The organism is Orenia sp., from assembly GCF_055140805.1.
On the sequence record NZ_JBSQYM010000177.1, the window covers coordinates 1 to 5,373 of the forward strand.

The 5,373-nt window shown below is 31.5% G+C and carries 9 protein-coding genes; 1 reads left to right on the forward strand and 8 read right to left on the reverse strand.

Annotation, left to right across the window (positions count from 1 at the left end):
- The first annotated feature begins 125 nt into the window (after positions 1-125).
- Positions 126-314 carry a hypothetical protein gene (locus tag ACTCDL_RS13725; RefSeq protein ID WP_463177977.1) on the forward strand — a complete coding sequence of 63 codons (189 nt, stop codon included), beginning with the start codon at positions 126-128 and terminating at the stop codon, positions 312-314.
- Here ACTCDL_RS13725 and ACTCDL_RS13730 read toward each other — a convergent pair.
- The 8 genes from ACTCDL_RS13730 to ACTCDL_RS13765 form a co-directional block, all read right to left on the reverse strand.
- Positions 279-1,010 (reverse strand): L,D-transpeptidase, encoded by a 732-nt coding sequence (locus ACTCDL_RS13730; protein ID WP_463177980.1) that lies wholly within the window; start codon positions 1,008-1,010, stop codon positions 279-281. The two genes, ACTCDL_RS13725 and ACTCDL_RS13730, sit on opposite strands and share 36 nt — an antisense overlap.
- A 305-nt stretch (positions 1,011-1,315) precedes the next feature.
- On the reverse strand, positions 1,316-1,837 hold the full coding sequence (locus ACTCDL_RS13735) for an ECF transporter S component (protein ID WP_463177983.1): 522 nt from the start codon (positions 1,835-1,837) through the stop codon (positions 1,316-1,318).
- Positions 1,838-1,871: 34 nt separating this feature from the next.
- Positions 1,872-2,396: a hypothetical protein gene (locus ACTCDL_RS13740; RefSeq protein ID WP_463177985.1), complete on the reverse strand. Its 525-nt coding sequence runs from the start codon at positions 2,394-2,396 to the stop codon at positions 1,872-1,874.
- Positions 2,393-2,899, reverse strand: a complete 507-nt coding sequence (locus ACTCDL_RS13745; RefSeq protein ID WP_463177988.1) for a hypothetical protein — start codon at positions 2,897-2,899, stop codon at positions 2,393-2,395. Before ACTCDL_RS13745 ends, ACTCDL_RS13740 begins: the two co-directional genes overlap by 4 nt.
- Positions 2,892-3,857: a type IV pilus biogenesis protein PilM gene (gene pilM, locus ACTCDL_RS13750; protein ID WP_463177990.1), complete on the reverse strand. Its 966-nt coding sequence runs from the start codon at positions 3,855-3,857 to the stop codon at positions 2,892-2,894. Before pilM ends, ACTCDL_RS13745 begins: the two co-directional genes overlap by 8 nt.
- Before the next feature lie 40 nt (positions 3,858-3,897).
- Positions 3,898-4,248, reverse strand: coding sequence for a hypothetical protein (locus tag ACTCDL_RS13755; protein WP_463177994.1), 351 nt, complete (start codon positions 4,246-4,248; stop codon positions 3,898-3,900).
- Positions 4,249-4,260: 12 nt separating this feature from the next.
- Entirely contained in the window at positions 4,261-4,695 is a 435-nt protein-coding gene (locus ACTCDL_RS13760; protein ID WP_463177997.1) for a PilW family protein, read from the reverse strand.
- Between the two features lie 31 nt (positions 4,696-4,726).
- Positions 4,727-5,134 (reverse strand): type IV pilus modification PilV family protein, encoded by a 408-nt coding sequence (locus ACTCDL_RS13765; RefSeq protein WP_463177999.1) that lies wholly within the window; start codon positions 5,132-5,134, stop codon positions 4,727-4,729.
- Positions 5,135-5,373 lie beyond the last annotated feature (239 nt).

The following is a 5,373-nucleotide window of genomic DNA, read 5'->3' on the forward strand; positions in this document are numbered from 1 at the left end:
GAGTGTGAGTGATTAGTGTGAGTGTGAGCAAAACATATAAGAACTTACTGACACACCCACTCACACTGACACTCAAAACTGTCGCTATATATCCATTAAGTTACACTTTAGGCTTGGATATCTAGATGAATAAAATCATCCCAGAAATTGCTCAGCAAGTTAATCTAACTAGTGAAATTCTGATAGTCTATCCAGGAAGATTGACTACAGGAAAAAAATTTGAGAAAGTTACTGATTTGGGATATCCCCATGGAGTTCTTAGAGAAGTGGTCTTAAAACTATTTAATAACTATTTTAGTTCTAAGGGGAATTAAGTGGTATAACTGTTCTAAATCCTCTGCCCTCATTCTAATACAACCTTTAGACTCCTGTTGACTGACTGGAAGCTCTTGATTGGTGCTACCATGAATTCCATAACTCCCTCCTTTAGTCCAGAGGTCAATCCCTAGCCAATAATCCCCATAAATTTCTTTATCCTTTCCTGATAGCTTTAATTTATTTTTGATTCTAAACTCCCCCTTGGGAGTAGGACTCTCTGCACTTCCTACTCCAATTGGGTAAGCTTTAACCTGCTCTTCCCCTTGCATTAGATAAATCATTTTAGCTGAACTATCTACTAACAGACTATACGGTTTAAAAGTTATAGATTTATTCAAATTACCTTCTGCTAAAAAACCTTTAATAACATCTAATAAATTGAAATCATCAGTAATATAATTTAGCTTAGTAATCTCTGGGGGAATCTCAACTAGATATCCCCCTAATAAATCATTAAAATTATCAGAAAACTGATAATTATCTTCTAAATATAATAGAAGGGCCGTTCCACATTTATTTAGTATAGCTTGTTTGACAATTCTTTCAGTCTTTGTATTCCTTTTAGCTTCCAGATAATTTTGAATCTCTTGATAGTTATACTCACTTTCTAGTTGATTACTGCTAGATTTTTGTTCAACTTTGAGTCCAGGACTATAAGTATCAATTAGTATTATTACTAAAACTATTACCAAGATAAGCAAGATGAACAATAGTCCTAATAGATATTTTTGATTAGCTAGTTTAAATAAGATGTTACTACACCTCCAAATAAAGATATTATTTCAACTATTACTTATTATCTGTATTTAGAGGATTTTTAACCATTAGGAGTTAACTAAGTCTTTATTCTTTAAAATACAAAAAACACTTCAATTTGAAGTGTTTTTGCAAATGCTATTAATTAACTTTCTCTAAAAATTCTTCGTCATGATTCAATATAGAAGATATTGAATCTATTTCTTGAAATCTGCTTATTCAACATATATTATTCTTCTCCTTAAACTCTTAATTTATAATCTATCTTGGGACTAGATTTCTTCTTAATAGCTACTACAATAACTGGTATTAGAATCATTTGAATCATAGCACCATAAAAACCAATTAAAAAGTTCTTTTTGTTAATTAAACTAATCAGTTCCTCTACCCTAAATAAATCGACAGCTATCCACAGACCCACTAAAAAAATAATTCTCCCTCCAATAATTGCACTAATTAAGCTTGTTAATAGATTGAACTCTCGATATATCATTCCACTTAACAGTCCATAAGCTCCTAACTTAGCTATCATCAAAAGCATTACAGCAACTGTGATATTTTTAAAGCTTAATAAGACTAGTAATGGAGCTAAAACCCCTAAAATTAATCCATAGGTTGGACCTAAGAGAAATCCTGCTAAAAAGACTGTACTTTCAATTGGAAGAAATAAATTAGCAGTAAGCCCCCCTAACTTAAAGAGATATGATAACATCAGCCCTAAGCCCAACAATACTCCGCCTTTAATCAAACTCTTACTTATCATTAAAACTCACCTCTATTATTTAATTAACTATTACTTAATTTGCTATATAAACTACAAGTTTTATTCTTATATCTAAGCTATCTTGAGAATCTTTATCACCCTTAATAGCAACCTCTTTTACCCCCAAATAGCTAAACCTTCCTAAGTTAGCTAAATAACTAAGAAAATTATTATAATCACTCTGTAGATGGACATCAATCAATAATTTGTTCTCTTTTAAATCACCTATCCTTAAATCAAAAAATTTCTTTTTAAGATTAAAGCCTAATTTATTCAATTGAACTATAAACTCTGTCAAGCTATTTTCTTTTAAAAAGATTACCTTCTTCTGGTGATGGTTATTCTCTTTAATAAGCCTTAAATCATTAGTTTGAATCTCCTCTTGAAGCGCTACTAGTCTTTTTTTACTTGCTGATACAGCATCTATGGAAGGTTGATAAAACCTAACATAATAAAGATAATTAAATAAGATAAAGATAAAAACTATAATAATCACCTTAATTCCTTTTTGCTTCTTTACTCCTCTACCTAGTTCAACAGCCATTACCATTACCTTCACCTTCCTAATTCAACTATTTCCCCTCTAACTTTAAATTTAATTAAATTCTTCTTAGTTTCTCTATTATCCAAACTATGTTCAATCATTACCCTTTGAAAATAATCAAAGTTACTTATCTTATCTATAAACTTAAAAAACTCCTTACTATCGGTTAACTGCCCTCTAAATTCAAAGCTATTATCCTCTCTAATAGTAAAGCTATCTATTACAAGCTTCTGTGGCAATAATTCTTTTAATCTCTCCATCATCTCAGCCCAATCAATCTCATTTTTAGATATTTTTTGATCGGCGAGCTTGTCCAATCTCTTATCTATTATCTCTAATCTAGCACTAGCTACCTCTAATTCATCGGCTAATCTCTTCTTTTTATTGTCTAGATTGAAGTATAAAAAGATATCCAAACATAATACCAATATAACAAAAATTAGAATAGCATTTTCAAAAACTCTAAATTCTCTTCTTATTCTTCTTTTTCTGTAATCTATTGGTATAAAATCAATCATCTTTATCGCCCCTTAATGCTAACCCGACACTGACTGTAAATATATCCCTATTATCATTATAAAGGCTCATATCCTCATGATTCAAGTCTATCTCCAGTCTACTCCCCCAAGCAATCTCACTTATTTCAACACCTATAATATTAGCAAGCTCCTGAATAAATCCTGTACATCTATTCTTAGCACCAGCTAACAGTACTTTATTAATCTGATAATCCCTATACTTAATCTCAAAATAATCTAAACAACGATAGACCTTAGTAGCTAAACCTTTAAAGGTTACTAGTTGATCTTTAGTAGAAGCAAAATCATCTTCTCCAGATTCTACAGTACGATTGAAGATAACCTTACCTTGATGAATAATGGAGACATCAGTAGTATTACTTCCTAAATCTATAATACAACAATTCTGCTGATTATCATTAGATAGCCTCCTAATAAAACGGGCCAATGCCATAAACTCCGCTTCTATAGCCAAAGGATTTAAGTTCAACTCCTCAAATAAGTTTAAATAGTCATAGATAATACTCTTCTTAACCCCCATTACCAAGACCTTATATTTACCATTTTTCTCGGATAAAATCTCATATTGAAATGATATTTGTTCTAAAGGCAAAGTAGCATAATACTCAAACTCTACAGGAAGTACCTTTTCCAAATCACCGTAAGGCATTACTGGCACCTCAATAATTGTCTTAGTTATTCTCTCACTACTGACTGCAGTTATCACCTTTTTGGCTCTAATCCCCTTCTCAGCCAATACACTCTTAAGTCTTTCTTTTAATCTACTAAAATCCTTAATCATTCCATTAATAACCATACTATCATTCTCAATAAGTGCTAACTTCTTCAGTTTAGTATCCTTCCTACTTAGCTCTATTTCAACCACCTTAATCAGCTTATCACCAAAATCTATCCCCAGCACCTTAGGGTCCAATAAACTCTTTATCTTGCTAAACAATTTATCACTTCCCCCTTTAATAACTTTAAGATCAAGTAGTTTACTTATCAATTACTCTTCTTAGCACTCTCTTCTTATCTTGAAAGTTTCCAGTAGAAATCACTTGGTATTTATCACCTTTGCTAATAATATCAACCTCATAGCTACCACTATATCTCTTAGCAATTATAACTTCTTCTTTAAAGCTATTAAACTCTCCTGTTTTTATATTGACTATTGCCTGCTCCATCCCAGATTCAGCTAGATAAAGTGCTTGTAAGTTATCTGCTTGCTTATCTAGTAGAGTAAATTGACTGTTAATCATCTCAATAACTCCTCCTACTAGAATCATTAAGGCCAAAAATATAGATAGAATAAATATAGTAATTGCACCATCTTCCTGCTTTAGCATCCTAATCCCCTCTTAAAAAGTCTCTCTTATAGAAATTCTATCGACCACTCGGTAACTCTCGCTTCCCTTCTTTAAAAACAAATTGATAGTTAATAAACCACTACTCCCCTTAAAAGGGGTTAACTTTACAAAATCAATTATCTTCTGACCATTTCGATAGATTACAGACTTGTTAAAGAGGTAGCGAATTGGCTCTTTATCATCTAGATACAATGTCAAACTTGAATTATCTGAAGATAAGCTAAAATCTATAGCCTCTCTTAAGTCTTGATTAATCTTTTTTAGAAAAAATATGGAATCAAGCTGTAATTCTAAGTAGTTAGTCTCTCTTGTCCATAAATTATTACCTACTAGCTGTAGATTGTAAAGCAGAGATAAGATAACTGCTATTACTGTAATTACAATCATTATCTCTACTAGACTAAAGCCCTCTTCTCTACTAAACATCCTGCTTCAATTACCTCCTTAACAGCTAAAATTAATGGTCAGTAAATAACCGTCTCAGCTCTAAGCTCTGATTATCCCAAGCTACTTTAACTATCACCCAATAACCCTTAGATTTATTTTCTTTAAAGCTTATCTCCTTTTTAAAATCTACTTGTGGATACCACTTTGTTAAATATATCTTTTCTTCCCTTGTCTCTCTTGCTCTTATCTTTTGAAGCCTTTGAAGCAGGGATTTACTTTTATCATCTTCTCCCAATTCAGCCTTAAAGCTCTCAATACTCATCTTAGCTAAACATAATGCCTGTAGTCTAGCACCTGTCCTCTTGATTAATCTATCATTGATTGCCCAAAAATCGAACAATCCACTGACAATTATACCCAACACTACTAGAGCAATTAAAACCTCTATTAGACTAAACCCCTCTTGAGATTTAAACATAATCCACCTCTAATAATAAAGTAATTTACCCAGCATAATGCTGGGTAAAGATTTAATTAGATATCAAATTAAAGAATTACTTGAATATAGTAAATTTTTTGAATATAAACTACTTACTATCATCATCGACTAATTTAATTACTATAAACGAGCAAATTTTAGACCAATTAATGTAAATTGTTAATTTTGAGCCATTCTATACTGTTGATATAGATATGTTAATCTAGGCTTTAATGCTT

What these genes read in the sequence shown, in the direction of transcription:
- ACTCDL_RS13755 (WP_463177994.1), bottom strand. Translation starts at nt 4,248, where the DNA reads ATGCTAAAGCAGGAAGATGGTGCAATTACTATATTTATTCTATCTATA.
- ACTCDL_RS13725 (WP_463177977.1), top strand. Translation starts at nt 126, where the DNA reads ATGAATAAAATCATCCCAGAAATTGCTCAGCAAGTTAATCTAACTAGT.
- ACTCDL_RS13760 (WP_463177997.1), bottom strand. Translation starts at nt 4,695, where the DNA reads ATGTTTAGTAGAGAAGAGGGCTTTAGTCTAGTAGAGATAATGATTGTA.
- ACTCDL_RS13765 (WP_463177999.1), bottom strand. Translation starts at nt 5,134, where the DNA reads ATGTTTAAATCTCAAGAGGGGTTTAGTCTAATAGAGGTTTTAATTGCT.
- ACTCDL_RS13745 (WP_463177988.1), bottom strand. Translation starts at nt 2,899, where the DNA reads ATGATTGATTTTATACCAATAGATTACAGAAAAAGAAGAATAAGAAGA.
- ACTCDL_RS13735 (WP_463177983.1), bottom strand. Translation starts at nt 1,837, where the DNA reads ATGATAAGTAAGAGTTTGATTAAAGGCGGAGTATTGTTGGGCTTAGGG.